General features: G+C 69.1%; 21 protein-coding genes. 12 read left to right on the top strand and 9 right to left on the bottom strand.

What is annotated here, in order from left to right; translation table 11 throughout:
• Nucleotides 1-111 precede the first annotated feature (111 nt).
• From NA8_RS17640 to NA8_RS32935, 3 genes are read left to right on the top strand one after another with little or no spacing between them, the layout of a single operon-like run.
• Entirely contained in the window at nucleotides 112-843 is a 732-nt protein-coding gene (locus NA8_RS17640; RefSeq protein WP_063051474.1) for a rhomboid-like protein, read from the top strand.
• 37 nt (nucleotides 844-880) lie between these two features.
• Nucleotides 881-1570 (top strand): endonuclease NucS, encoded by a 690-nt coding sequence (gene nucS, locus NA8_RS17635; protein ID WP_063051473.1) that lies wholly within the window; start codon nucleotides 881-883, stop codon nucleotides 1568-1570.
• Between the two features lie 47 nt (nucleotides 1571-1617).
• The gene (locus NA8_RS32935) at nucleotides 1618-1926 is read left to right on the top strand and encodes an Rv1322 family protein (RefSeq protein WP_084466885.1); all 309 of its coding nucleotides are present in this window, start codon (nucleotides 1618-1620) and stop codon (nucleotides 1924-1926) included.
• Between the two features lie 401 nt (nucleotides 1927-2327).
• On the opposite strand, the gene NA8_RS17630 is transcribed toward NA8_RS32935, so the two are convergent.
• The gene (locus NA8_RS17630) at nucleotides 2328-3329 is read right to left on the bottom strand and encodes a coiled-coil domain-containing protein (RefSeq protein ID WP_062971743.1); all 1002 of its coding nucleotides are present in this window, start codon (nucleotides 3327-3329) and stop codon (nucleotides 2328-2330) included.
• Nucleotides 3330-3415: 86 nt separating this feature from the next.
• Nucleotides 3416-3889, bottom strand: coding sequence for a methylmalonyl-CoA epimerase (gene mce / locus NA8_RS17625; protein ID WP_439957392.1), 474 nt, complete (start codon nucleotides 3887-3889; stop codon nucleotides 3416-3418).
• A 128-nt stretch (nucleotides 3890-4017) separates the two neighbouring features.
• Here mce and NA8_RS17620 point away from each other — a divergent pair, with 128 nt between their 5' ends.
• From NA8_RS17620 to NA8_RS17610, 3 genes are all read left to right on the top strand, one after another.
• Nucleotides 4018-5196, top strand: coding sequence for an acetyl-CoA C-acetyltransferase (locus tag NA8_RS17620; RefSeq protein WP_063051471.1), 1179 nt, complete (start codon nucleotides 4018-4020; stop codon nucleotides 5194-5196).
• A gap of 430 nt (nucleotides 5197-5626) precedes the next feature.
• The gene (locus NA8_RS17615) at nucleotides 5627-5995 is read left to right on the top strand and encodes a DUF3817 domain-containing protein (protein ID WP_063051470.1); all 369 of its coding nucleotides are present in this window, start codon (nucleotides 5627-5629) and stop codon (nucleotides 5993-5995) included.
• Nucleotides 5996-6056: 61 nt separating this feature from the next.
• Nucleotides 6057-6905, top strand: coding sequence for a tetratricopeptide repeat protein (locus NA8_RS17610; RefSeq protein WP_063051469.1), 849 nt, complete (start codon nucleotides 6057-6059; stop codon nucleotides 6903-6905).
• Between the two features lie 211 nt (nucleotides 6906-7116).
• Here NA8_RS17610 and glgB read toward each other — a convergent pair whose 3' ends face one another.
• The 4 genes from glgB to NA8_RS17590 form a co-directional block, all read right to left on the bottom strand.
• Complete coding sequence (glgB, locus tag NA8_RS17605) at nucleotides 7117-9270, bottom strand: 1,4-alpha-glucan branching protein GlgB (RefSeq protein ID WP_063051468.1); 2154 nt, start codon at nucleotides 9268-9270, stop codon at nucleotides 7117-7119.
• Entirely contained in the window at nucleotides 9267-11270 is a 2004-nt protein-coding gene (locus NA8_RS17600) for an alpha-1,4-glucan--maltose-1-phosphate maltosyltransferase (RefSeq protein WP_063051467.1), read from the bottom strand. The genes glgB and NA8_RS17600 overlap by 4 nt, the downstream gene beginning before the upstream one ends.
• 99 nt (nucleotides 11271-11369) lie before the next feature.
• Complete coding sequence (locus tag NA8_RS17595; protein WP_063051466.1) at nucleotides 11370-12011, bottom strand: LysE family translocator; 642 nt, start codon at nucleotides 12009-12011, stop codon at nucleotides 11370-11372.
• A gap of 153 nt (nucleotides 12012-12164) precedes the next feature.
• Nucleotides 12165-12608: a hypothetical protein gene (locus tag NA8_RS17590; RefSeq protein ID WP_157106755.1), complete on the bottom strand. Its 444-nt coding sequence runs from the start codon at nucleotides 12606-12608 to the stop codon at nucleotides 12165-12167.
• 292 nt (nucleotides 12609-12900) lie between these two features.
• On the opposite strand from NA8_RS17590, the gene glgP reads away from it, so the two are divergent.
• From glgP to NA8_RS17570, 4 genes are all read left to right on the top strand, one after another.
• On the top strand, nucleotides 12901-15474 hold the full coding sequence (glgP, locus tag NA8_RS17585; RefSeq protein ID WP_063051464.1) for an alpha-glucan family phosphorylase: 2574 nt from the start codon (nucleotides 12901-12903) through the stop codon (nucleotides 15472-15474).
• Nucleotides 15475-15583: 109 nt separating this feature from the next.
• On the top strand, nucleotides 15584-16945 hold the full coding sequence (locus NA8_RS17580; protein WP_063051463.1) for an NCS2 family permease: 1362 nt from the start codon (nucleotides 15584-15586) through the stop codon (nucleotides 16943-16945).
• Nucleotides 16946-17106: 161 nt separating this feature from the next.
• Nucleotides 17107-17640, top strand: a complete 534-nt coding sequence (locus tag NA8_RS17575; protein ID WP_084466884.1) for a DoxX family protein — start codon at nucleotides 17107-17109, stop codon at nucleotides 17638-17640.
• A gap of 132 nt (nucleotides 17641-17772) precedes the next feature.
• Nucleotides 17773-18165, top strand: a complete 393-nt coding sequence (locus NA8_RS17570) for a RidA family protein (RefSeq protein WP_063051462.1) — start codon at nucleotides 17773-17775, stop codon at nucleotides 18163-18165.
• 74 nt (nucleotides 18166-18239) lie between these two features.
• Here the strand turns inward: NA8_RS17570 and NA8_RS17565 are convergent, their stop codons facing one another.
• Together NA8_RS17565 and NA8_RS17560 are read right to left on the bottom strand one after the other, a co-directional pair.
• Nucleotides 18240-20288 (bottom strand): ATP-dependent DNA helicase, encoded by a 2049-nt coding sequence (locus NA8_RS17565; protein ID WP_063051461.1) that lies wholly within the window; start codon nucleotides 20286-20288, stop codon nucleotides 18240-18242.
• Between the two features lie 57 nt (nucleotides 20289-20345).
• Entirely contained in the window at nucleotides 20346-20912 is a 567-nt protein-coding gene (locus NA8_RS17560) for an isochorismatase family protein (RefSeq protein ID WP_063051460.1), read from the bottom strand.
• 183 nt (nucleotides 20913-21095) lie between these two features.
• Between NA8_RS17560 and NA8_RS17555 the strand changes: the two genes are divergently transcribed.
• The gene (locus NA8_RS17555) at nucleotides 21096-21287 is read left to right on the top strand and encodes a hypothetical protein (RefSeq protein ID WP_063051459.1); all 192 of its coding nucleotides are present in this window, start codon (nucleotides 21096-21098) and stop codon (nucleotides 21285-21287) included.
• A gap of 2 nt (nucleotides 21288-21289) precedes the next feature.
• On the opposite strand, the gene NA8_RS17550 is transcribed toward NA8_RS17555, so the two are convergent.
• Nucleotides 21290-22600 carry a nicotinate phosphoribosyltransferase gene (locus NA8_RS17550; RefSeq protein ID WP_063051458.1) on the bottom strand — a complete coding sequence of 437 codons (1311 nt, stop codon included), beginning with the start codon at nucleotides 22598-22600 and terminating at the stop codon, nucleotides 21290-21292.
• A 123-nt stretch (nucleotides 22601-22723) separates the two neighbouring features.
• On the opposite strand from NA8_RS17550, the gene clpS reads away from it, so the two are divergent.
• Nucleotides 22724-23074: an ATP-dependent Clp protease adapter ClpS gene (gene clpS / locus NA8_RS17545; RefSeq protein ID WP_039796380.1), complete on the top strand. Its 351-nt coding sequence runs from the start codon at nucleotides 22724-22726 to the stop codon at nucleotides 23072-23074.
• Nucleotides 23075-23090 lie beyond the last annotated feature (16 nt).

The following is a 23090-nucleotide window of genomic DNA, read 5'->3' as shown; positions in this document are numbered from 1 at the left end:
GAGCGAACCGTGTGTTTCGCAGCACGATCGCGGGGAAATACAAGCGTACGCAGCGTGCGGTCGGGATCATGGATGGTGGGAAGCCGTCCCACGCGAGCAACGGAGGTATGTATGGTCGTCGCGACGACGCCGGATCGTCCGGCGCCGGTCGAGCCCACCATGCCGGCGCAAGCGCGTTGGTGGCCGGCGAGGCTGCCCGCGACGGCGGCCTACTTGGCAGGGCTGATCATCGTCTCGGCGATCTTCTCGGCTCTGAGCGACTCCGCGCAGACCAGGATGGTGCTGCACGCGAGTACGAATCTGCACAATCTGTTGAGCGGCCGGGTAGGAACGCTGCTGGCGAGTGCGTTCGTGATCGGTGACGCTGTCGGGTCGTGGGTCATCATCCCCTTGCTCGCCTGTCTGCTCGCCCTCGCCGAGCTGCGCTTCGGCGCGCTGAGACTGGTACGGGTCTTCCTGGTCGGCCACGTCGGCGCCACCTTGCTCGTCGCGGCGGGGCTGTGGGTGGGCGTGCGAGCCGGGTGGGTGCCCGCGAGCATCCGCTGGGCCGAAGACGTCGGTGTCAGCTACGGGGCCATGGCGCTTATCGGCGCGCTCGTGGCCGCGATGCCGTACCGATGGCGCATCGCCTGGTCGACGGTGTGGTTCATCGTCGCGGTCGAGGGTGTGCTGATCGGACAGACCTTCACCCAAGCCGGGCATCTGGTGGCGCTCACGATCGGCACAGCGGTCGGATTCTTCATGATCTGGTCCAGGACGACCACCCGGCGACGGCTCACCCGGATCGAGGGCGCCTTGCTCGCCGCGAGTGCTGTCCTGGCGGCGATTCTGCTCATGGGCTGACGGCAGCCGCGGTAGGGCGCTCGCCTACAGTGCTTGGGTGCGCCTAGTGATTGCTCGCTGTCAGGTCGACTACGTGGGGCGACTCACCGCCCATCTTCCGATGGCCCGAAGGCTACTGCTGATGAAAGCGGACGGCTCGGTGCTCGTGCACTCCGACGGCGGCTCATACAAGCCGCTGAACTGGATGAGCCCGCCCTGCCGGCTGGAAGAACGCAACGGTGACGCGCAGCTACCGGACGATGCGAAGGCGCTGTGGGTCGTCACCAACAAGGCCGGCGAGGAACTTCGCATCACCATCGAGGACATCGAGCACGACTCTTCCCACGAACTCGGCGTCGACCCGGGCTTGGTGAAGGACGGGGTGGAAGCCCACCTCCAAGAGCTGCTGGCCGAGCACGTGCACACGCTCGGCGCCGGGTTCACGCTCATCCGCCGCGAGTACATGACCGCGATAGGCCCGGTGGATCTGCTGTGCCGGGATGCCGATGGCGGCACGGTGGCAGTGGAGATCAAACGGCGCGGAGAGATCGACGGCGTCGAGCAGCTCACCCGTTACCTGGAGCTGCTGAACCGGGATCCGTTGCTGGCGCCGGTCGCGGGCGTCTTCGCCGCGCAGCAGATCAAGCCGCAAGCGCGCACACTCGCCGAGGATCGCGGCATCCGCTGCCTCACACTCGATTACGACGCCCTGCGTGGCACGGAGAGCAGCGAATTCCGCTTGTTCTGAACTCAGGGCAGTGCCGGGTGCGCACGGGGGAGTAATACCCTTGTCGCATGCCTCGCCGGAAACCGCGTTCGGATCGCTACGCCGAGCGCTCGCGGGCCGGTGGCGCACCACTGGGAGACGTCTTCGGACGGACCGAGGCGGGTCCGGACGGTGCGGAGACATATGTGGTGCGCGCCATTCCTGGCGCCCGCGCGATCAAGACCTACCGCTGCCCCGGCTGTGACCACGAGATCCCACCCGGGGTCGCCCACATTGTCGCGTGGCCCGCCTACGGCGGTGAAGACGACCGCAGGCATTGGCACAGTGGGTGCTGGAACGGGCGACAGACGCGCCGGATCACTCGGCGGTGGTCCTGAAGCCGCGTAGCGGAGGCATCGTCGCGGGCGACGTGCGGTCGAGTAGGTCGGCATCGGATGGACGAGGCCAGCCAATCGCGGAAGGACCTGCGCGTGGCCCGACCACCAGAGGTGTCCGGAAAGCTGGACGGTGATCACCTGGCGACGATTGCGACGGCAGGTGGGCAATTTCTCGCCGCGACTCGTCGTCTTCGAGCGCCTCGCGCTTCTCCTCGGTCGCCGGGGAGCGAGCGGACGTTTCCGGGCGAGATCGAATCCTCGATCCGACGATATGGCGCGCGTTCGTCGATGTGCTTGCGGCGTGGAGCCGCTGGGTGCGGAATTAGGGAAGGCCGCCCCGGTGAGGAGCGGCCTTCGGTGATTTCGGTTGAGATTTGCTGCTGTCGCCGTTTGCTCCGACGTCAGTTGCTGATGTCGGCGCTCTCGCGCTCGTCCGAGTCGATGTCCTCGTCCTCGGTCGCGACCTCGGGGATCGCCTTCTGGCGGGAACCGGTGACCGACTTGGTGTTGCCGCCGATCGACTTGCGCTGATCCGGAACACCGTCCAGCAGTTCGCTTTCCCGGTTGACCGCGGCGAGCATCGCGGGCACCGAGTCGAGCTGACCGCGGATGCCGAGCAGCTGGGCGAGCACGCGGCCGCGCAGCACGCGCATCTCCTCGGCCAGTTCCTTCGCGTGCGCGATCTTGCGCTCGGAGGTCTGAGTGGCGGAGGTGATGAGGCGGTTGGCCTCGTCGGTCGCGTCCTTGATCCGCTGGGCGGCCTCGGCGCGGCTGGTGGCTTCCAGCTCCTCCATGGCGCGAGTGAGCTTGGTGCGGCGCTCGGCCATGGTGGCCTCGAAGTCCTGCTGGGTAGCCTTGCGCTTCGCGTCGGCTTCCTTCGCGATGCGGTCGGCCTCGGCCTGGGCGGCCTCGATGATCTTGGCGGACTCGGTGCGTGCGTTCGCGAGGGTCTGCTCGAACTCGATTTCGAGCGCCTCGCGCTTCTCCTTGGTCTCCGCGAGCAGTGACTCGTACTTGCCACGCATCTCGGTGGCCTGCTGCTCGGCGATCGACACCATCTCCGCGGCCTCGGCCTGGGCCAGCGCACGGACCTCGGACGCCTCGTCGGAGGCGAGCCGCAGCATTCGGGAGATGCGGTCGGACATACCTTCCGCGGTGGTCGGCGGCACCGAGAGTCGGTCGACCTCCTTACGGAGTTCGTCGATCTCGTCGCGCGCGTCTTCCAGCTGGCTGGCGAGGTTACGTGCTTGTGCCGCAGCCGCATCGCGGTCGGTGGCGGTGACTCTCAGTTCCGCGTCGAAGCGGTCGAAGTAATTACGCACCTCGTCTTGCGCATAACCCTTGCGCACAACGGTGAAGGGCAGTGCAACGAAGCGATTGCGATCGGACTCGGGTGACGACATGGCACACAAACTACAGCCTGAAGACAGCCGATGGTGACTCGACTGCGAATGTCATTCCAACGAGTTTTCCCGACCTGACGCCGATACTAGTGCGTAACATTCGCGTTCGGTTCGACCAACTCGATCAGCACACCTCCAGCATCCTTCGGGTGGATGAAATTGATGCGGGAATCGGCCGTTCCGTGCCGTGGCGCCTCGTACAGCAAACGCAGACCCTTGGCGCGCAGGTGCGCGGAGACGGCCTCGATGTCGGTCACCCGGTACGCCAGTTGCTGCAAGCCGGGACCGTTACGGTCGATGAACTTCGCGATGGTCGATTCCGCGTCGAGCGGAGCCAGCAACTGCAGGGCAGTGGCACGGTCCGGTGCGCCCGGCAGCGACAGCATCGCCTCGTGCACGCCCTGGGCCTCGTTGACCTCGCGGTGGGTCTCGATCATGCCGAGGTTCTCGGCGTACCAGGCGACCGCGGTGTCCAGGTCCGGAACCGCGATGCCGACGTGGTCGACCGCCGTGACGTAGTCCGCGGGGATGAAAGACGACTGTTCGATAGCGTTGCTCACCATTCGAAAGTAGCGCGACCTGGCACGGGGCGCGCGGGGCGCACCCGCTACCGTTGAGTAGAACACCTGCTCTCGTGGCACCCCGGTGCGGGCGCGAGCAGGTCCGATCTACGAATGCGAGGCTCGTCGTGACCACTTCCGTGATCGTCTCCGGTGCGCGTACCCCGGTCGGCAAGCTGCTCGGAGGTCTGAAGGACTTCAGCGGTTCCGACCTGGGCGGGTTCGCGATCAAGGCGGCGCTGGAGAAGGGCGGTGTCGCGCCCGACCAGGTCGACTACGTCATCATGGGCCAGGTGCTCACCGCGGGCGCGGGGCAGATCCCGGCCCGGCAGGCGGCGGTGGCCGCGGGTATCCCGATGGACGTGCCCGCCCTGACGCTGAACAAGGTCTGCCTGTCCGGCATCAACGCGATAGCTCTCGCCGACCAGCTGATCCGGGCGGGGGAATACGAGATCGTCGTCGCGGGCGGCCAGGAGTCCATGAGCCAGGCGCCGCACCTGCTGGAGAAGAGCAGGGAGGGCTTCAAGTACGGCGATGTGACCCTGCGCGACCACATGGCCTACGACGGCCTGCACGACATCTTCACCGATCAGGCCATGGGCGCGCTCACCGAGCAGCGCAACGAGACCGATCGGATCAGCAGGGAGGATCAGGACGCGTTCGCGGCGGCTTCGCACCAGCGGGCGGCGGCGGCGTGGAAGAACGGCGTCTTCGACGACGAGGTGGTCCCGATCGAGGTGCCGCAGCGCAAGGGCGATCCGGTGCTGGTGACCACGGACGAGGGCGTTCGCGCCGACACCACGGTGGAGTCGCTGGCCAAGCTGCGCCCGGCGTTCCGCAAGGACGGCACCATCACCGCGGGCACCGCGTCGCAGATCTCCGACGGCGCCGCCGCGGTCGTGGTGATGAGCAAGCAGAAGGCGCAGTCGCTGGGGCTGAGCTGGATCGCCGAGATCGGCGCCGCCGGCGTGGTCGCCGGTCCGGACTCCACCCTGCAGGACCAGCCCGCCAACGCGATCGCCAAAGCCTGCGCTCGCGAGGGCATCTCGCCCGCCGACCTGGACCTGGTGGAGATCAACGAGGCGTTCGCCGCAGTCGGCGTCGCGTCCACCCGCAAGCTGGGCATCGACCCGGACAAGGTGAACGTCAACGGCGGCGCGATCGCCATCGGCCACCCGCTGGGCATGTCCGGCGCCCGCATCCTGCTGCACCTGGTGCTCGAACTGAAGCGCCGCGGCGGTGGCGTGGGCGCGGCCGCGCTCTGCGGCGGCGGCGGGCAGGGCGACGCACTGATCGTCCGCGTCTGATGCTCGTGGGGTGACACCCCACGCGGAGGAATCCACCGATGGCCGTCCCGAGTGGGCGGCCATCGGTCGTTGCGCCGATTCGAATACGGCGAGATTCGCGAGCGGTGCGAGAGCGCAGCTGTGGCGGATCGGTTCGCGGCCTGGCTCGTGCCGATTGGCGACCGAGCCGGCGGCGGTGGTTGCCCCATCTCATAGGCATTGGCCCGCTGTTCCGAGGGCCCTCGCTCGACGCCCCGATAGGCCCAGCGAACAAGGTTTTCTCGCGAAGCGGCGAGCACGCTGCGTTCGCGGCCCGGCTCGCATTCGCGCTGACGCTGCATAGGGATGAAGGAGCAAGCAGCCGGGGGCCGGAACACGCGGCGCCGCAGGGCGCTGCAAATTAGACACAGCTCACTACGACAGTGTGTAGTGCATCCGGCACAATGGGCGCATGGGCAATGTCTTCGACCTGAGCACGGTGGCCAAGCGGTTTCGATTCGTCGCGGTGCTGGAGGCGATCTCCTGGTTTCTGCTGATCATCGGCATGGTGTTCAAGCGGATTCCCGAGCCGGTGCTGTGGCCGGTCAAGGTGTTCGGCATGACGCACGGCATCGTGTTCGTGCTGTTCGTGATCACCGCGATCGTTGCCGCGCGCGAGCTGGGCTGGAGTGCCAAGACGACCGTTCTCGCGCTGCTGTCGAGCCTCCCGCCGTTCTGCACGGTGCTGTTCGAGGTGTGGGCGGTGCGCTCGGGGCAGTTGGGTGAGCTGAGCAACGTCGGTTCGGCCGAGTCCGGGGCACCCGCATCCGCCACGTCGTGACAAACTGGAAGTCGTGAATCGACCAGCCGCACGCCGTCCTTCGCCCGCTGTCGCCGCCGCCATGTCCGGCGCGGTCGATCTGTCCAGCCTGAAGCAGCCCGCGGCAAGCGCGGGCGGTGCGGCCGGCGGCGACCACGCGGTGTCGGAGGCCGATTTCGAGACCAAGGTCCTGCGCCGTTCCATGCAGGTGCCCGTGGTGGTCGTGCTGTATTCGCAGCGCAGCCCGGGCAGTGTCGAACTGGTGCGGACGCTGGAGCATCTGGTGGCCGCCGACGGCGGCACCTGGGACCTGGCCACGGTCGAAGCCGAGGCCAATATGCGGATCGCGCAGGCGCTGCGGGTGCAGGGCATCCCGACAGTCATCGCGATCGCGGCCGGGCAGCCGCTGGCCGATTTCGAGGGCGCACAACCGGAGCCGCAGGTGCGGCAGTGGCTGAACGCGGTGGTCGACGCCGTCGCGGGCAAGCTGGAAGGTGGCGAGCAGCCACAGCAGCCCGCCGAGGACCCGCGTTTCGCGGCGGCCGAGGCGGCGCTGGAGCAGGGTGACCTGGCCGGCGCCGAGGCCGCCTACCAAGCGATTGTCGACGCCGAGCCCGCGAACGAGGAGGCCAAGGGCGCGCTGCGCCAGCTCCGCTTCCTCGCCCGGGCACAGGAACTGCCGGAGTCGGCCATCGCGGATGCCGATGCCGACCCGTCGAATGTCGATGCCGCGATCCAAGCCGCCGATCTCGAGTTGTTCCAGCAGCGGCCCGAGGCGGCTTTCGATAGGTTGATCGCCGTCGTCAAGCGCACTTCCGGCGACGAGCGCACCAAGGCCCGGACCCGCCTGCTCGAGCTGTTCGAGCTGTTCGACCAGGCCGAGCCGTTCGTCGTGGCCGCGCGCCGCAAGCTGGCCGCAGCGCTGTACTGAGTTCGCCGCGCGGTGTGGTCGCGAACCGGATCTCCGCGCAGCCTGCGGTCCGGCCTGGCTGTCGGCGCACTCTCGGACGATTCGCGGCTCGTGCACCGCGCGACTGCCCGTGCCTGGCGTGCGCACCGCACCGTGGATCGGCCGCAGCGCTCGGACATGATGCCGCGCAGTCCGGGCACGGTGGGCGGGGGACGGAGCGGTCTTCGAGAGCCTAAGCCGGACGCAGCCAGACCGCGCTGTGCGGCGCGAGCGTCACGGCGGCCGAGGCGGGACGGTCGTGCCACGGCTCGTCGGTCGCCAGCACCTCGCCCAGGTTGCCGAGGCCGGAGCCGCCGTAGCCCTCCGCGTCGGTGTTGAGGATCTCCAGCCAGCGGCCCCGGTGGGGCAGGCCGACCCGGTACGCGTCGTGCGTCGACCCGGAGAAGTTGTAGACGCAGGCCAAAACGGAGCCGTCGGAGCCGTAGCGCAGGAACGCCAGCACGTTGTTCGCCGGGTCGTTCGCCTCGATCCAGGCGTAGCCGCCCGGGGCGGTGTCCTGGCTCCACAGCGCGGGGTGGGCGCGGTAGACCGCGTTCAGGTCGCACACCAGCGCGGTGATGCCCTGGTGCAGCGGGTTGTCCCGTTCGTGCCAGTCCAGGCCGCGATCGTGCGACCACTCCTGGACCTGGCCGAAGTCCTGGCCCATGAACAACAGTTGTTTACCGGGGTGGGCCCACATGTAGGCCAGCAGCGATCGCACTCCCGCGGCCTTGGCGAAATCGTCGCCGGGCATTCTGGTCCAGAGCGTGCCTTTGCCGTGCACCACCTCGTCATGGCTGATCGGCAGCACGTAGTTCTCGCTCCAGGCGTAGACCAGCGAGAAGGTGATCTCGCTGTGGTGCCAGGAGCGGTGCACCGGGTCGCGGCCGAGGAACCCGAGGGTGTCGTGCATCCAGCCCATGTTCCATTTCATGGTGAAGCCGAGACCGCCGACGTCGATCCCGCGGGTGACGCCGGGCCAGGTGGTGGACTCCTCGGCGATCGTCACGACGCCGGGGTGGTGCCGATGCAGGGTTTCGTTGAGGTCCTGCAGGAAGTCGACGGCCTCCAGGTTCTCCCGGCCGCCGTGCACGTTGGGCTCCCACTGGCCTTCGGCGCGAGAATAGTCGAGGTAGAGCATGGAGGCGACCGCGTCGACGCGCAGGCCGTCGATGTGGAATTCCTCGATCCAGTAGCGCGCGTTGGCGATGAGGAAGTTGCGCACCTCACGCCTGCCGAAATCGAACACAAAGGTGCCCCAGTCGAGTTGCTCGCCTCGGCGCGGGTCGGCGTGCTCGTAGAGCGGTGTGCCGTCGAAGCGGGCCAGCGCCCATTCGTCGCGCGGGAAGTGCGCCGGCACCCAGTCCAGCAGGACGCCGATATCCGCCGCGTGCATGCGGTCGACGAACGCGCGGAACTCGTCCGGGGAGCCGAAGCGCGCCGTCGGCGCGTAGTAGGAGGTGACCTGATATCCCCAGGAGCCGCCGAAGGGATGCTCGGCGATGGGGAGCAACTCGATATGGGTGTATCCGGTGGATCGCACGTACTCGGCGAGCTGCTCGGCCAGTTCGCGGTAACCGAGGCCCGGTCGCCACGAACCGAGATGCACCTCGTAGACGCTCATCGGGGCGCGGGTGGGGTCGGTGGCGGCGCGCCGCTCGAGCCACGCGCGGTCGTGCCACGCGTGGTGGCTTTCGGTGACCACCGACGCGGTCGCCGGAGGTTGTTCGGTGGCGAAGGCGAGCGGGTCGGCGTGATCGACGGTCCGCCCGTCGGCGCCGTGCACGCGGTATTTGTACTTGGTGCCCGGCTCGACACCCGGGACGAAGACTTCCCAGATCCCGGACGAGCCCAGCGCGCGCATCGGCGCGGTGGTGCCGCTCCAGCCGTCGAAGTCGCCGAACACGGTGACGCCGCGCGCGTTCGGCGCCCACACCGCGAACGACGTGCCGGTCACCTCACCGTCGAGGGTGGTGTAGCGGCGCGGGTGCGCGCCGAGCACCTCCCACAGGCGTTCGTGACGTCCTTCGCCGATCAGGTGCAGGTCGAGTTCGCCGAGCGTGGGCAGGAAGCGGTAGCCGTCGGCGCTGATGAGCGTCTGCCCGCCGGGGTAGGTCGTCACGACGCGATAGTCCATGATCTCCTGGTACGGCAGCACCGCGGCGAATACGCCGTGGTCCAGGGACTCCAGCGCATGGTCTACGCCGCCGACCCGCACCGACACGGTCTGCGCGTGCGGGCGCAGCACCCGCACCGCCGTGCCCTCGGGATGGGTATGCGCGCCGAGCACGGTGTGCGGGTCGGGATGGGTGCCAGCCGCGAGCAGCATGAGATCGCGCCGTTTCATCGCAAGGTCCTGCGGTAGGCCAGCTCGGTGCGAGCCTGCTGGGACACCGGGGGCAACGCGATGATGTGCGCGACGGTATGCGCGGGGTCCAACCGCACGTAATTGGTCTGGGCCCAGTGGTATTCCTCGCCGCTGACCTCGTCGTACACCACCGGATGGTCATGCCACTCCCGGCCGATCGCGGGCAGATCGAGCGAGAGCATCCCCCACTCGGCGCCGTAGGGGTTGAGATTCACCACGACCAGCACCGCGTCGCCGCCGACGGGGTCGATCTTGGAGAAGGCGAGCAGCGCGTCGTTGTCCACGTGATGAAAGTGCAGGCAGCGCAGCTGTTGTAAGGCGGGGTGCGCCCGGCGGATCTCGTTGAGCCGGGTGAGCCACGGCTCCAGCGATTCTCCGCGCGCGAGCGCCTCGGCGAACGGGCGCGGGCGCAGTTCGTACTTCTCCGAGTCGAGGTACTCCTCGCTGTCCGGGCGCAGCGCCTGATGCTCGAACAGCTCGAAGCCGGAGTAGACGCCCCAGGTGGGGGCGAGGGTGGCGGCCAGGACGGCGCGGATGGCGAACATCCCCGGTCCGCCGCGCTGGAGGCTCTCGTGCAGGATGTCCGGGGTGTTCACGAAGAGGTTCGGGCGGGCCTCGTCGGCCTTCGCGGCCAATTCGTTGCCGAACTCGGTGAGTTCCCACTTGGCCACCCGCCAAGTGAAATACGTGTAGGACTGGCTGAATCCGCGTCGGGCCAGCCCGTAGAGCCGGGCGGGGCGGGTGAACGCCTCGGACAGGAAAATGACCTCCGGGTCGGTGCGCCACACGTTGCCGATCAGCCACTCCCAGAAATCGGCGGGCTTGGTGTGCGGGTTGTCGACGCGGAAGATCCTGACGCCCGAATCGATCCAGTGCCGGACCACCCGCAGCACTTCGGCGTAGAGGCCGTCGGGATCGTTGTCGAAATTGACCGGGTAGATGTCCTGGTACTTCTTCGGCGGGTTCTCCGCGTAGGCGATGGTTCCGTCGGGAAGCGTGGTGAACCACTCCGGGTGCGCCCGCACCCAGGGATGATCGGGTGCGCACTGCAAGGCGAGGTCGAGCGCCACCTCGAGGCCGAGTTCGCGGGCGGCCGCGACGAATTCGGCGAAATCGTCGTCGGTGCCCAGATCCGGATGCACGGCATCGTGGCCGCCGTGCTTCGAACCGATGGCCCACGGCGAGCCGACGTCGCCCGGCTCGGCGGTGAGCGCGTTGTTGCGGCCTTTGCGGTTGATTTCGCCGATGGGGTGGATGGGTGGCAGGTACACCACGTCGAAACCCATGGCGGCGATGCGCGGGAGCTCCTTCGCCGCCGTGGCGAAGGTGCCGTGGACCGGTTTGCCGGTGGCGTCGCGACCGCCGGTCGAGCGTGGGAAGAATTCGTACCAGGAGCCGTAGAGCGCACGGTGCCGCTCGACCTGGACGGCGTGCTGCGGACCCCGGGTGACCAGGTCGCGCAGCGGCGTTGCACGCAGGATCTCGGCGACCTCCTCGGTGAAGGCCGGGGCCACCCGCGCGGGCAGTTGGTCGTCGCCGCGAAGCGCCGCCGCCACCGCGCGTAAGCGCTGGAACTGCTTCTTCGGCACGGCCTGGGCAGCGCGATCGAACAAGCGGGCGCCCAGTTCGAGGTCGTTGGCCAGATCGGCGGCGCTCTGCCCGACCGCCAGCTTCGCCTCGATCGCCGAGCGCCAGGTCGCGATCGGATCGCTCCAGCCTTCGATCCGATAGGTCCACACACCCGGGGTGTTGGGGGTGAAGGTCGCGTTGAAGACGTCGGGTTCGTAGTCCGGCGTCATGCGGATCCGGGTGGGCCGCGAGGCGCCGGGGCCGCGGACGACGAGGGTGGCGGCGACGGCGTCGTGCCCTTCTCGCCACACCACGGTGCGCACCGGGAATACTTCGCCGACCACCGCCTTGGCGGGCCGGCCGCCTGGGATGGACGGTGCAGTGTCATCGATAGCGATGCGGCCGGTCACGGGACCCAACCTACCGGTAGCCGGCCCTCCGGACCGGATCGGCGATCTTTTCGTGCCCCGTCCCCGGCCGCCGCGGCGGCGGCTGATCGGCTGTCGCGGTCAGCGCGCGTCGGCGGCGAGGCCGAGGCCGAGCGCGACCAGGACCGCGCCGAGCGCGCGTTCGACCCGCTGCCGGATGCCGGTGCGGCGCAGCCAGGCGCCCGCGCGGTCGGCGGCCAGGACCACGCCGACGCACCACGCGGTGTCGAGCACCAACTGGATCAGCGCCAGGATCACCACGGTCGGCAGCACCGGACCGTCGGACGGAAGGAATTGCGGAAGGATCGTCAATCCGAAGACCGCCGCCTTGGGATTGGCCGCGATCGACACCAGCGAGGCGCGGAAGGCGGCGGCGGGCGTGCGACCGGCGGGGAGCATCTTCGTCATCGCACTGCCGAATTCGTCGCCACCGCGCGCACCTCGCCACGCCTGCACGCCGAGCCAGATCAGCACGAGCGCGCCGACCACGTGCACCGTCGTGTTCACGGCTCGGTTCGCGACGAGCAGCACCGACAGCCCCGCCCCACCCGCCAGCGTCCAGCCGAGCACGCCGATCTCGTTTCCGGCCACCGCCGCCAGGCCCGCGGTGCGACCGTCACGCACCGCGCGCTGGAGGAACAAGGCGGTCGCCGGGCCCGGCAGCGCGGCGAGGAGCAGGCAGGCCGTGAGGAATTGCGGAAGAACGTCGACCCAGTGCGGCATCAGCCGATGCTGTCACCTCGGCATGACTCGGGCCACGGATTTTCCGCAACCGCGCGTACAGTCCAGCCGCTGCGAGGTGCCCGGGTGGCCGCGGCCGGAGTGCACCGCGCTGGTTGCCGCCCGGGCGCTCACCCGACTGCCGGGAGTCGCTGCCTACGGCATGACCATGCACGCGAAGCCGAGGTTCATCCCGTTGCCCACTGTCATCACCGGTGAGGTCCAAGCGGGACCGGTGCCCTGCATCGCGGAGATCGTGTGTTGCCCGGTCGCGTCGGGCATCCAGACGGTGGTCGCCTGGTTGCCGACCACCGGCGCGGGATTCGGGGAGAACGTACCCGCGGCGTTGTCGGTGAACTGGACGGGCTCGGACGAAGCAGTGTTGTCCACCGTGGCCGTGACCCGGTACTGGCAGTTGGTCCCGTAGTTCCCGAAACCGAAAGTCATTCCTTGGGCCGGGCTCGCCGTCGCCGTCGTGACCGCCGCTCCGGCGGTGGGCGCGACGAGAACGAATGCCGCCGCGAGAACTCCGAACCCTGTGAGCGCTGCTCCAGTGCGCGACCAGCGCCGATCGCGGGCGCGATTTGGGTGTGCTGTCATCCACATCTCGATCACTCCCGTACTGATTTCGGTTGGTGCGGCCGGTTGGTCCGCACAGCTTGTGGGTTTGCCCGGCGTTCTCGGGTTCACAAGCGAGTGCGGGTCTCGATCGGGTAGCGGGAGCGGGCGCGCCGGTGCGCGTCGTGTGGCCGTTCTGTGACGGTAGAGCGCGTTACGCACGATCGAGTGGGCTGATCTCGTCGCGGCCCACCGGAAAACATGCTGGTCGAAAGGTTTTCCGGGGCGTGGTCACGCGGGGCGGCCGCTCTGGGCGCCGTGTAGTTTCTACCGAATGAAGGCATTGCGTCGTTTCACCGTCCGTGCCCATCTGCCCGAGCGCCTGGCGGCCCTTGGTGAGCTCGCCACAAACCTGCGCTGGTCGTGGCACCCGCCGACGCAGGATCTGTTCGCCGCGCTCGACCCGCGGCGGTGGCAGGAGATGGGGCACGATCCGGTCCGGATGCTGGGCGAGGTACCCGCGGCGCGGCTGGACGAGCTGGCCGCCGATGCCGGCTATGTCGCGCGTGTCGACGCCGCGGCGGCGGAGCTGCGCGAGTATCTGGCGGCGCCGGGCTGGTTCCAGCGCCGGGCGGGGGAGGAGGGGGTGCGGGGCATCGCCTACTTCTCGATGGAGTTCGGCGTCACCGAGGTGCTGCCGAACTACTCGGGCGGCCTGGGGATTCTGGCCGGCGACCATTTGAAGGGCGCCTCCGACCTCGGCCTGCCGCTGATCGGGGTGGGATTGCTGTACCGCTCGGGCTACTTCCGGCAGTCGCTGACGACCGACGGCTGGCAGGCCGAGCACTATCCGGCGCTGGACCCGCAGGGCCTGCCGCTGCGGGCGCTCACCTCCGACGGCTCGCCGGTGCTCATCCACGTGGCGATGCCCGACCGCAGGGTGCTGCGTGCGCGGGTGTGGATCGCCCAGGTGGGCCGGGTTCCGCTGTTGCTGCTGGACTCCGACATCGCCGAGAACGACCCGGAGTTGCGCGCGGTCACCGACCGACTCTACGGCGGCGATCAGGAGCATCGCATCCGCCAGGAGATCCTCGCGGGCATCGGCGGTGTTCGCGCGGTGCGCGCCTACACCGCGTCCGCGGGGCTGCCCGACCCCGACGTGTTCCACATGAACGAAGGCCACGCGGGTTTCCTCGGCGTGGAGCGCATCCGCGAATTCGTCGCGGCGGGGCAGGATTTCGATTCCGCACTCGCCGCTGTGCGGGCGGGCACGGTGTTCACCACGCATACACCGGTCCCGGCGGGCATCGATCGATTCCCTATGCCGATGGTGCGGCGCTACTTCGGCGGCGCGCACGGAGAATCCGAATCCGCGCTGCTGCCAGGTCTTTCCGTGGACCGGATCGTGGCGCTCGGCCGGGAAGCCGACCCCTCCGTCTTCAATATGGCGCACATGGGTCTGCGACTGGCGCAGCGCGCCAACGGTGTCTCGAAGCTGCACGGCGCGGTGAGCCGGTCGATGTTCGCCTCGCTGTGGCCGGGTTTCGACCCGGCGGAGGTGCCGATCGGTTCGGTCACCAACGGCGTGCACGCCACCACGTGGGCCGCGCGCGAATGGGTGGACAAGGCGCGCGAGCACATCGGCGCGGAACTGCTCGAGGAGGGCCGCGGCTGGGAACGGCTGCGCGACGTCGATCTCACCGAGCTGTGGTCCACCCGTAACACCCTGCGCGGCATCCTCGTCGACGAGGTGCGCCGCAGGGTGCGCGCGTCCTGGTTGGAACGCGGCGCCGCGGAGGCCGAACTCGGCTGGGTGAACGGGGTCTTCGACCCGAATGTGCTGACCGTCGGATTCGCCCGCCGGGTGCCGACCTACAAGCGCCTGACTCTCATGCTGCGCGACCCGCAGCGGCTGCGTGCCCTGCTGCTGGACCCGCGGCGGCCGATGCAGCTGGTCGTCGCGGGCAAGAGCCACCCGGCCGATGACGGCGGCAAGGCGCTCATCCAGCAGGTGGTCCGCTTCGCCGACGACCCCGAGGTGCGGCACCGGATCGTCTTCCTGCCGGACTACGACATGTCGATGGCCCGCTACCTGTACTGGGGTTGCGACGTCTGGCTGAACAACCCCCTGCGCCCGCTGGAGGCGTGTGGCACCTCCGGCATGAAATCGGCGTTGAACGGCGGGCTCAATCTGTCCATCCGGGACGGCTGGTGGGACGAGATGTACGACGGCGAGAACGGATGGTCCATTCCGACCGCGGAGGGCGTCCGGGACGAGCACCGCCGCGACGATCTGGAGGCCGCCGCGCTCTACGACCTGTTCGAGCGGGCGGTGGCGCCGCGCTTCTACGACCGCGACGCGTCCGGGATGCCGGTGCGCTGGGTCGAGATGGTTCGCCACACCTTGCAGACCTTGGGACCGAAGGTTCTGGCTTCCCGGATGGTGCGCGACTACGCGGTGGAGTACTACGCTCCCGCCGCCGCGGCTCATCAGCGGGCGACGGCCGACGATTTCGCCGTCGCGCGGGGCGTCGCCGAGTACCGCCACCGGGTCGAGTCCGCGTGGCCCTCGGTCAAGGTGATCCAGGTCGACAGCGCGGGACTGCCGGACACGCCGGTCATCGGCGCGCGGCTGTCGCTGACCGCGCGGGTCGAACTCGGCGGATTGAGCGTGCCCGACGTGGTGGTGCAGGCGGTGCTCGGCCGGGTGTCGGCGACCGACGACCTCTCCGACACCACGACGGTCCCGATGACGCACACCGGGTCCGACGCGGGCGCCGAGCTGTTCACCGTCGACACTCCGCTGCCGCTGTCCGGCGCGGTCGGCTACACCGTGCGCGTGCTGCCGCACAATGAGCTGCTGGCCTCCGACGCCGAACTCGGGTTGGTCTCCGCGCCGAGCGCCTAGTCCCGGTGGCGCCGGTCACGATGGCGCCACCGCGGGTTGCCCCAGGTAGTGAACCGTCGGTTACCGTGCCCTTGGCATGCCCCGATTCGTTCCTCGACTGGAGTCACCCATGGTCACCGACGTTCTGCACCGGACTCGAGGACGCCTCGACGGGTACTTCGGCGTCCGCTCGAACGGCTCGACCGTCAAGCGCGAACTCATGGCGGGCACGGTCACGTTCCTGGCCATGTCCTATGTCCTCGCGGTGAACCCCGCGGTACTCGGCGACCAGGGCGCGTTGGGCGACAAGGGCATCCCGATGCAGGCGGTGTTCACCGCCACCGCCGTCGCGGCGGTGTTCGGCACGCTGGTCATGGGGCTGTGGGCCCGGTATCCGATCGCGCTCGCACCGGGTATGGGACTCAACGCGTTCTTCGCGTACACGGTGGTGCTCGAGATGGGGATTCCGTGGCAGGTGGCGCTGTCGGGCACGTTCCTGTCCGGTGTCATCTTCTTCGTCCTCGCCGTGACCAAGGTGCGCGAACGCATCCTCAACGCGATCCCGATGCAGCTGAAGCTCGCCGTCGGCGCAGGTATCGGGTTGTTCGTGGCCTTCCTCGGCCTGAAGAACGCCGGGATCGTGGTGAACAGCGAGGCGACGCTGGTCACGCTGGGCGACTTCACCAAGGGCACCACGCTGCTCGCGCTGTTCGGGTTGCTGGTGACCGTGGTGTTCCTGGTGCGGGGCTGGTACGGCGCGGTGCTCTACGGCATCGTGCTGACCACGATCGTCGGCATCGTGAGCGGCTTGGTCGATCTGCCCAAGGGCGTGTTTGCCGCGCCACAGGGGCTCGAGCACACCTTCGGTCAGGCGATCGTCCATCTGCCCGACGCGTTCACCGGCCAGATGGCCGTGGTGGTGCTGACCATGCTGTTCGTCGACTTCTTCGATGCCTCGGGCACCCTGATCGGCGTCGCGAACCAGGCGGGCCTGCTGGACGAGAAGGGCAAGCTGCCGCGCGCCGCGAGCGCGCTGGCGGCGGACTCGGTGGGCACCATGGCAGGCGCGGTCATCGGCACCTCGACCACGACCGCCTATGTGGAATCGACCGCGGGCGTCTCGGCGGGCGGCCGGACCGGGCTGACCGCCGTCACCACCGCGGTCTGGTTCCTCGTCGCGATGTTCTGCTATCCGATCTTCGCGGTGGTCGCGGGCTCGGGTGAGGTGACCGCGCCCGCGCTCATCGTGGTCGGCATCCTCATGGCCCGTGCGCTGGGCCAGATCGACTGGAACCGTCTCGAGTACTCGGTGCCCGCGTTCGTCACGATCGTGATGATGCCGCTGACGTATTCCATCGCCAACGGCCTTGCCATGGGCATGCTGCTGTATCCGGTGGTCATGGCGGCCAAGGGCCGGATCAAGGACGTGCACCCGGCGATGTGGGCGTTGATGCTGGTGTTCCTCGGCTACTTCTTCTTCCTCGCGGAGTAACCCTCCGCTCGCTTGCGCGCTGAACCGTCCTTCCCGCCCGAACGTGGAATACACCGAAAGGTCGGGCCGTTGGCTCCTTCGTGCGAGAATCGGACCGTAGTCCGTTTTTTCGCCGAGCTAACGATCGTGCCTCGAACGACAGCACAGGGATGAGGACCAGCATGACCATGAGATCCGTACTCGACAGAACCGGCACCGGCACCGAGCTGGACGGCATCGCCACCGACATCGGCCTGCTGATCGTGCGAGTCTTCTTCGGCGGCTTGCTCGCGGCACACGGCGCGCAGAAACTCTTCGGCTGGTGGGGCGGCCCGGGCCTGCGGGCCAACGCCGACGGCTTCGAGCAGATGGGATACAACCCGGGCAAGGTGTTCGGCACCCTGGCCGGCCTGACCGAACTCGGTGGTGGCCTGCTCCTGCTGCTCGGTCTGCTGACGCCGCTGGCCGGTGCGATCGTGGTGGGCACCATGATCAACGCGATCAACGCCACCTGGGCCGGTGGTCTGCTGGGCGGTTACGAAATGGGCCTGCTGTTCGCGGTGGTCGGTGCTGCGCTGCCCTTCACCGGGCCCGGCAAGTTCTCGTTGGACGCCGGGCGTCCGTGGGGACGTCACGGATTCGTGTGGGGAGTCGGCGCGCTGATTCTCGCGGTCGCGACGGGCGCGCTCACGCTGATCCTGAAGTGGGCTCTCTGAATCTCCGGCACAGCCGGGTCAGCGGCGCGGTGACCTCGGTCGCCGCGCCGCGGTCGTTTGTCGTGTCACACCGCGGACTGCCGGATCGTCGTTGTGTTGTTGCAGCACTTGTCGACCGAGCGAGGAGAAACGATGACCGTGGAAATCAGCAACCCCGGTGAACTGCACGATCCGACCGGATTCGGCTACAGCCATGTGGCGGTGGCGCGCGGAGAGTTGGTGTTCATCGCCGGGCAGTACGACTCGGACGCCGAAGGGCACACCACGAGCGCCGAGTTCGCGGTGCAGGTGGACAACGCGTTCGCCAACCTCGGAATCGCCTTGCGCTCCGCGGGAGTGGACTACGCCGACGTCGCGCAGTTGCGGACGCACATCGTCGGCCACGACCGGGAGAAGCTGGCGGTGCTGGGCAAGAAGATCGCCGCGATCTGGGGTGATCGCCCGCCCGCGCAGACGCTGACCGGAGTGGCGGCGCTGGCGTTGCCGGGAATGCTGTTCGAGGTCGACGCGGTGGCCGTGCGCTGAAACGCCGCTGCCGGAACGGGATCCGATGATGTCCCCGCGCCGCGTGCAGGGCTCGGCGCGGGACGGGCCGGCTACTACACCGTCGCCGCGGCGGCCAGCCTGCGCAAGGCCTTGACTACGACCTCCGGGTCGGCCGTCTCCCAGTACGGCGGCAGCGACGCGCGCAGGTAGCCGCCATAGCGGGCGGTGGCGAGGCGGGAATCGAGGATGGCGACCACGCCGCGATCGTCGACGCTGCGCAGCAGGCGTCCGGTGCCCTGCGCGAGCAGCAGAGCCGCGTGGCTGGCGGCTACCGTCATGAACCCGTTTCCGCCCCGCATCTCCACGGCACGCTGCCGGGCTGCCAGCAGCGGATCGTCCGGCCGGGGGAAGGGGATGCGGTCGAGGATCACCAGGCTCAGCGACGGTCCGGGCACGTCGACGCCCTGCCACAGCGACAGCGTGCCGAACAGGGAAGTCTCCGGGTCGTCGGCGAATTTGCGGACCAACGCGCCCGTCGAGTCGTCGCCCTGGCACAACACGGGGGTCTGCAACCGTGGGCGCAGCGCGTCGGTGGCCGCGCGGGCGGCGCGCATCGAGGAGAACAAGCCGAGGGTGCGCCCGCCCGCCGCGGTGATGAGCCGCTCGATCTCGTCCAGGTAGGCCGGTGCGAGCCCGTCGCGGCCCGGCGCGGGCAGGTGCTTGGCGACGTAGAGGATGCCGGACTTGGCGTGGTCGAACGGTGAGCCGACATCGAGCGAGCTCCAGCGCACGGTCTCGGCGTCCGATGGCGGCTGCGCCCCGTTCGCGGTGGCCGGATCGGTGCGATTGCCCGACTGCGCGGGCAGGCCCCAGGTCACCGCCAGGCCGTCGAAGGAACCGCCGATCTGCAATGTGGCGGAGGTCAGCACGACGGTCGCGGTGCCGAAGAGCCTGCTGCGCAGCAGCCCGCCCACCGACAGCGGCGCCATCCGCAACGAGCGGCGCACCACTCCGCGGATATCGTCGGCGGCCAGCCAGATGACGTCCCGGCGTGCGGCGGGATCGGGCTCGTCGAACGCCGTCAGCGCGCGGACCGCGCTGTCGTGCACCTCGTCCAGCGCGGCCACCGCCATGGTGCGGGCGGCGGAGGTCTCCGGGTCGCCCTGCGCGGTGGTGCTGCCCGGTGGCGCGAGCGCGGTGCGCGCGTTCCAGGCGGCATCGCGGATCAGGGCCAGCACCGGGGCGACGCCGTCGGGCAGGGTGTCCCACCGGGCGGCGGGTAGCTCGTCCAGCACGGTGTGCCAGGCCTCGGCGGCGCCCTCCAGGCGGTCCACCTCCTGCTCATCGATGAGCTTGGCGCAGCGCCGGGCCGCCGCGCTGATCGCGGCGGAGGCCAGTTCGGCGGTGGCCACGCCGGTGACCCGGTCGACCAGCTCGTGCGCCTCGTCGATGACCACCACATCGTGCTCGGGCAGCACCTGGATGCCGCTGATCGCGTCGATGGCCAGCAGCGCGTGGTTGGTCACCACCACGTCGGCCTGCGCCGACTCGGTCCTGGCGCGCTCGGCGAAGCAATCCTGGCCGAAGGAGCAGCGGGACTTGCCGAGGCACTCCCGCGACGACACGCTGACCTGCCGCCAAGCGCGATCGCTGACTCCAGGGGCGAGTTCGTCGCGGTCACCGGTTTCCGTGTCGGAGGTCCACTCGTTGAGCCGTTGCACTTCGCGGCCGAGGCGGGAGATCGCGAACGCGTCGAACAGCTCCGCCTCGGCGGGCTCGTCCGGAATCGCGCTGTTGATCTTGTTCAAGCACAGATAGTTGTTGCGCCCCTTGAGGATCGCGAACTTCGGCGTGCGCCCCAGCGGCGCGCTCAGCGCGTCGGCCAGCCGGGGCAGGTCGCGGTCGACCAGCTGACGCTGCAGCGCGATCGTCGCGGTGGAGACCACCACCGTGCGGCCGGTGCGCACGGCGTGGCGCAGGCTCGGCACCAGATACGCCAGCGACTTGCCAGTGCCCGTCCCGGCCTGCACCGCGAGGTGTTCCTTGGTGTCGATGGCGTGGTCGACCGCCGCGGCCATCGTCGTCTGCCCGGCGCGCTCCTTGCCGCCGAGCGCCTGTACGGCGGTGGCCAAAAGGTCGGAAACGGGCGGGAGTTCGGGCACGCGAGCAGCCTACTCGTCGCCTCCGACAGGGCGGGACGGTCGCCGAGACCGAGCGGTCTACCGGTTGACGCTCCCCTCCAGGTCGACGCCCGCCCCGCGCATGCGGTCCAGCGCGACGGCGACCGTATCGGGGGCGACACCGGCGGTGAGGTCGAGCAGGACGCGGGTGTCGAAACCCTCGATGCGCGCGTCCAGCGCGGTGGCGCGCACGCAGTGGTCGGTCGCGATGCCGACCACGTCGACGGCGTCGACGCCGCGCTCGCGCAGCCAGTCGGCCAGCCCGGTGCCGTCCTCGGTCGTGCCCTCGAATCCGGAGTAGGCCGCCGAGTACTCGCCCTTGGAGAAGATCGCCTGGACGACTCCGGTGGCCAGCGCCGGGTGGAAATCGGCGCCCGGCGTGCCGACCAGGCAGTGCGGCGGCCAGGTGTCGATGTAGTCGGGCGCGTCGGAGAAGTGCGCGCCGGGATCGACGTGATAGTCCCGGGTCGCGACGATCGCGCCGTACTTCGCCGCCGTGAGGTACTCGCTGATCCGGGCGGCCACGGCGGCTCCGCCGGTGACCGCGAGTGAACCGCCCTCGCAGAAATCGTTCTGGACGTCGACGATGATCAGTGCCCGGGTCATGGCGACCTCCCGCGGTGTGCTGAATGGCTGTTTCAGATTCTGCCGCGCGGTCGCCCGCTCGTTCGCCCGACTCGCGGGAATTCTGCGGCTCGCGATGTAAACGCGACCACCGCCCGGGGTGATTACCGAGTGCACCTTTCGTCGGCGGCGGGGTTCGCCGCCTTTCTATTCGGAGACCATCCCATGAGTCCTGCCAAACTGTTCCGCAGCGTGATCATCGGCACCACCGTTTTTCTCGCGGTCGTCTTCTTGCTTGGCTCCCGTCCCGCCGATCCGTCGGCATGGGTGTGGTTCGGGATCACCGGCGTGGTGTTCGCGCTGCTCTTCGCCGCCGGACTGCTGCTGGTCTCCCGCGTCGACCCGCGCAGGCGCTGACCTCAGGCGAAGGTGGTCACCACGGCGGGTTCGCCCGCCGAGAGCTTGAGTCCCTCCCACGGCAGGCTGATCAGGCCCCGCGCGACCAGATCCCGGCTCTCGGCGAGGGTGGGCAGGTCCTCGACCTGCTCACCGCCGCGCACCAGCGGGACGAGCGGCTGCCTGGCTTCGAAGCCGTTGGCAGGTGGCACCGGTCCGGCCGCCGGGTAGACGATCTCCTCGACGATCGTTCCGGTGTCGCGGGCCAAGCGGATCACCTTCTTGGTGCCACCGCGGGATTGCTTGTGGCTGCTGCGTTTGGCGACCGGCACACCTTCGACCTCGACCAGCTTGTAGACCATGCCTGCGGTCGGCGCGCCGGAGCCGGTGACCAGCGCGGTGCCGACGCCGTAGACGTCGACCGGCTCGGCGCGCAGCGCCGCGATGGCGTATTCGTCGAGGTCGCCGGAGACCACGATGCGGGTCTTGGTGGCCCCGAGCGCGTCGAGTTGGTCGCGCACCTGCCTGGCCAGGACGCCGAGGTCGCCGGAGTCGATCCGCACGCCGCCCAGCTCGGTGCCCGCGACCTCGATGGCGGTCGCGACGCCCCGCGTGATGTCGAAGGTGTCCACCAGCAGTGTCGTCCCGACCCCGAGCGTCTGCACCTGGCTGCGGAACGCTTCGGCCTCGTGCGCCCCGTCGGGGCCGCTGTGCAGCAGGACGAACGCGTGCGCGCTGGTGCCGGCGCCCGGAATCCCGTAGCGACGCACCGCCTCCAGATTGGAGGTGGCGTCGAACCCGGCCAGATACGCGGCGCGCGCGCAGTCCGGGGCGGCCAGCTCGTGGGCGCGCCGGGAACCCATTTCGATCATCCTGCGGCCGCCCGCGGCGCTGACCATCCGCGCGCCCGCGGCCGCGATCGCGCTGTCGTGATTGAGAATCGCCAGGATCAGCGTCTCCAGGACGACGCATTCGGCGAAGCTGCCGCGCACCGACAGGATCGGGGAGCCGGGGAAGTAGAGCTCGCCCTCGGCGTAACCGTCGATGTCGCCGGTGAACCGGTAGTCGCGCAGCCAATCGAGCGTCCGCCGGTCGGAGAACGAGGCGGCGACGGCCAGCTCCGCCTCGCCGAAGCGGAACTGCCGCAGCGCGTCGAGCACCCGGCCGGTACCACCGACGACGCCATAGCGACGACCGTTTGGCAAACGTCTAGCAAACACCTCGAAGGTGCACTGCCGATGCGCTGAACCATCGGCGAGCGCGGCGGCGAGCATGGTCAGTTCGTACTGGTCGGTCAGCAGCGCCGTGCTGGCGACGCCGTCAGGCAGGTCCACGCCGTCACTGTAGACAGAACGGTCGGCTCACGGTGTCCGGCATCGGCTCGGTGAACCGGCGGAAACGTGAATCGGGGCTGCGTGGGTGTTGTTTATTAGGGGTCGAGTCGTACCCTTGACCGTATGGCCTTGTGCAACACAGTCCGGGGTGACGTCGTTGTGGACGCCGCGAACGCGACATTGTCGGCGGCACAGGCGACACCCGAAGCGGTCGAATACACCGAGATCCTGGAGGCGGAGGACCGCCCCTGGGTGACCGTCGTCTGGGACGACCCGGTCAATCTCATGCACTATGTGACCTACATCTTCCAGAAGCTGTTCGGCTACAGCAAAGCGAAAGCGACCGAATTGATGCTGAAGGTCCACAACGAGGGCAAGGCGGTGGTCTCGTCCGGTTCCCGGGACAAGATGGAGCACGATGTCCAGCGGCTGCACGCCGCGGGGCTCTGGGCCACCATGCAACGGGACGACTGACCTGGACGACTACCCT

Source organism: Nocardia arthritidis NBRC 100137 (genome assembly GCF_001612765.1).
Classification (GTDB): Bacteria; Actinomycetota; Actinomycetes; order Mycobacteriales; family Mycobacteriaceae; genus Nocardia; species Nocardia arthritidis.
Note: the sequence above shows the minus strand (reverse complement) of the source record. Positions and strands in the feature narration are given on the sequence as shown.